The sequence below is a fragment of the Streptomyces calidiresistens genome (assembly GCF_014141525.1).
Taxonomy (GTDB): Bacteria; Actinomycetota; Actinomycetes; order Streptomycetales; family Streptomycetaceae; genus Streptomyces; species Streptomyces calidiresistens.
Window position 1 is genome coordinate 1 of record NZ_VKHS01000875.1, and the last position, 2126, is coordinate 2126.

Here is a 2126-nt window from a genome sequence, read left to right on the forward strand (position 1 = left end):
CGCCCGGACCCGCCCTCCCCGGGGCCGGGGCCCGGGGAGGGGCCACGCCGCCACCGACGCGTGTCACCGCGCGACCGGGGCGGCTTCCGTCGTCCCGGCCCCGGCGGTCGGGGCGGGAGGGAGCTCCAGCAGGCGCTCGATGACCACCGCCACGCCGTCCTCCTCGTGGTCCGCGGTGTGCCAGGGGGTGGCGGCGAGCACGTCGGGGTGGGCGTTGGCCATGGCGAAACCGGCGCCGGCCCAGGAGAGCAGTTCCAGGTCGTTGGGCATGTCCCCGAAGGCCACCACCTCCGAGGCGGAGACGCCCCGCAGCGCGCAGTGGGCGGCCAGCGTGCCGGCCTTGGTGACCCCGGCGCCGCTGATCTCCAGCAGGGCGGTGGGACCGGAGCGGGTCACTTCGGCGTTCCCGGCGGCGGCCCGCCGTCCCAGGCCCAGGAAGAGGTCGGGCTCCAGGTCGGTGTGATGGGCGAGGAGTTTGACCACGGTGGGCGCCCCACCGGTCCCCGCCGCCTCCGCCCCGGCGTCCCTCCTGCGCGGGGCGAGCGCTCCGGTCAGCAGCTCCTCGATCGGGCCGACGGCCGCTCCGGGGTCGGGGAAGAGGGGCGGGTAGTCGGGGTCGTGGCACATGCCGGCGGTGCTGTCGAGGGCGAAGGAGGTACCCGGCGCGACGGCCCGCAGGTCGGCGACGACGCGCAGCGCGGCGGCGTTGTCCAGGGGACGCAGGCGGGTCACCCGGGGGTCCCCGGGGCGCAGGTCGGCGACGACGGCGCCGTTGGCGCACACCGCGGTGGACGCCCCGGGCACGCCCTCCACCACGCGCAACCATCGCAGGGGGCGGCCGGTGGCGAAGACCACTTCGATGCCCGCGGCCGCGGCGGCGGCGAGCGCCGCCCTCGTTCGATCGGAGACGGTCTTGTCCCGGCGAAGAAGAGTGCCGTCCAGGTCGGTGGCGATCATCTTGGGGCGAACACGGTCGGAAAGAGCGGCGGCGGAGAGACGGGAAGGAGAGGTCACAGCGGCACATCATCGCGCATATGCCGGCACATGTGTGCGGTCATGAGCCCGGGTGAGCCGCCGTGCGCCGCTTTGCGCCATGCCCGATGGGCCTCCCCCGGCCGGCCGAGGGCCTAGGCTGCCCCCCATGGCTGATTCCGACTGCTACCCCCTGCTCCCGTCGTCCCCGGGCGTCCCGCGCCTGTCCACCGTGATCCTCCCGGTGCGACGCTGGGCCGACGGCGGCCGGGACACCTGGCGGCGTGCGGAGGAGCTGGGTTTCCACACCGCCTACACCTACGACCACCTGAGCTGGCGCTCCTTCCGCGACGGCCCCTGGTTCGGCGCCCTCCCCACCCTCACCGCCGCCGCCGGGGCGACCGATCGGATGCGCCTGGGCACCCTGGTGACCTCACCCAACTTCCGACACCCGGTCACCCTGGCGAAGGAACTCATCACCCTGGACGACGTCTCCGGCGGACGCGTCACCCTGGGCATCGGCGCCGGTGGCTCCGGCTTCGACGCCACCGCCCTGGGCCACGACGCCTGGACCCCGCGCGAACGCGCCGACCGCTTCGCCGAGTTCGTTCCCCTGCTCGATCGCCTGCTGAGCGAGGGCGGCCCCACCGGTGTCTCCTACCGGGGCGACTTCTACTCCGCCCACGAGGTGCGCAACATCCCCGGCTGCGTCCAGCGCCCCCGCCTGCCCTTCGCCGTCGCCGCCGGCGGACCGCGCGGCATGCGGCTGGCGGCCCGCCACGGCCAGGCGTGGGTCACCATCGGCAGTCCGGCCGACACCCCGCCCGGTGATTCGGCCACGGGCGAGGAGCAGGGTTGGCGGGATCTGGCCCGTCAGGTCGAGCGGCTGGAGGCGGTCTGCGAGGAGGCCGGGCGCGAACCCGCCGCCCTGGGACGGATCCTGCTGACCGGCTTCACGGCCCACCGGCCGCTGCGTTCCCTGGACGCCTTCGTCGACTTCGCCGGCCGGGCCGGCGAACTGGGCTTCACCGAACTGGCGTTGCACTGGCCGATCCCCGACTCGCCGTTCGAGGCCGACCAGGAGGTCTTCGAACGCATCGCCGCCGAGGGGCTGACCCAGCTCACCCGCTGAGCCCCTTTCTCTTATACACATC

2 protein-coding genes are annotated in these 2126 nt (G+C 74.6%); one reads left to right on the forward strand and one right to left on the reverse strand.

Going from position 1 to position 2126, the window contains the following annotated elements:
• Positions 1-63: 63 nt before the first annotated feature.
• Positions 64-1014, reverse strand: coding sequence for an HAD family hydrolase (locus FOE67_RS23675; RefSeq protein ID WP_438874294.1), 951 nt, complete (start codon positions 1012-1014; stop codon positions 64-66).
• A 127-nt stretch (positions 1015-1141) separates the two neighbouring features.
• On the opposite strand from FOE67_RS23675, the gene FOE67_RS23680 reads away from it, so the two are divergent.
• Entirely contained in the window at positions 1142-2104 is a 963-nt protein-coding gene (locus FOE67_RS23680) for an LLM class flavin-dependent oxidoreductase (RefSeq protein ID WP_182666871.1), read from the forward strand.
• The last annotated feature ends 22 nt before the right edge of the window (positions 2105-2126 follow it).